Source organism: Marinimicrobium sp. UBA4509 (assembly GCF_002388575.1).
GTDB lineage: Bacteria > Pseudomonadota > Gammaproteobacteria > Pseudomonadales > Cellvibrionaceae > Marinimicrobium > Marinimicrobium koreense.
Map to the genome: position 1 here is coordinate 4,750 of NZ_DGMV01000055.1, position 1,351 is coordinate 6,100.

Here is a 1,351-nt window from a genome sequence, read left to right on the forward strand (position 1 = left end):
AGGCCGGACACCATGCCCACGTTCACGAACATATACACAAAAAAGGTAAAAGTGATACTCGCCGCCAGCAGCCGGCTGAAGCTGTCCTGGGCGCGCAGGGCGATCAGCAGGCCCCGGGCAATAATCAGCACATACAGCCCGAGCAGCAACAGCACCCCCATCAACCCAAATTCCTCCCCCAGCACGGCGATAATGAAATCGGTATGCCCTTCGGGCAGAAAGTCGAGCTGGGACTGGGTACCCTGAAGCCACCCTTTGCCGGAGTAGCCGCCCGAGCCGATGGCGGTTTTGGACTGGATAATGTTCCACCCGGCCCCCAGGCTGTCCTGCTCCGGGTTGAACAGCGTCAGCACGCGCTGGCGCTGATACTCGTGCATACCGAACTTCCACAGCGGCCAGATACTCGCGAGCACCGCGACAAAGGCGGTGACGATATAGCGCCAGGACAGCCCCGCGAAAAACAGCACCACCAGCCCCGAAGAGGCTACCAACAGTGACGTCCCCAGATCCGGCTGCTGAACAATCAGCAAAGCCGGCACTGCCACCAGAATCAGGGTCAGCAGAACATGCTTCAACCGCGGCGGCAGCAGCCGCTGCCCCAGGTAGGCCGACACCATGATGGGGGTCGCCAGTTTCATGACCTCCGAGGGCTGAAAGCGGAATCCGCCAATGCCGAGCCAGCGCTGTGCCCCCATGGCGCCGATGCCCAGCACCAACACCAGTACCAGCAACAAAACACCGCCGCCGTACATCCAGGGCGCCAGGCGACGCAACAGATGGGGGGGCACCTGAGCGGTAACGAACATGGCGACGAAGGCCACCAGAAAATAGGCACCCTGGCGCTGAATGCCAGACATTGACTGGCCGTTGGCGCTGTAAAGTACCACCAGACCGTAGGCCGCTACGGCCAACAGCAGCAATAAGAGCGTAAAGTCCAGGTGCAGTCGCTGCTGCAGCCGATCCCGGCGGCGCAACCCCTGGCCCGCCTCGGGCAGGCGGCGTAGAAAATCCTGATGACTCATGGTGTGCGCGCCCCCAGCACAGGATCCGCCAGAGGGTAAATACCCCGCAGATAGGCATCAAACACTTTACGCGCCACCGGCGCGGCCACCCCGGAACCCGATTCGCCGTTCTCAACAATCACCGCCACGGCAATTTGCGGGTCATCCGCCGGGGCAAAACCAACAAATAGCGCATGGTCGCGTTGACGCTCTTCCAGCGCCTCCGAGTCGTACTCCTCCCCCTGGGGAATGGCGACCACCTGAGCGGTACCGGTTTTACCGGCAATCTGGTAGTCCGCCCCATAGGCCGCACGGCGGGCGGTTCCGCGCTCGCCGTGCATCACCCCCAC

General features: G+C 62.4%; 2 protein-coding genes. Both read right to left on the reverse strand.

From position 1 onward, the window contains the following. On the reverse strand, window positions 1–1,022 hold a 1,022-nt coding region (rodA, locus tag B3520_RS10580; RefSeq protein WP_286876013.1), incomplete at its 3' end, for a rod shape-determining protein RodA. Beyond that, on the reverse strand, window positions 1,019–1,351 hold a 333-nt coding region (locus B3520_RS10585; protein ID WP_286876015.1), incomplete at its 5' end, for a penicillin-binding transpeptidase domain-containing protein. The genes B3520_RS10585 and rodA, both read right to left, overlap by 4 nt.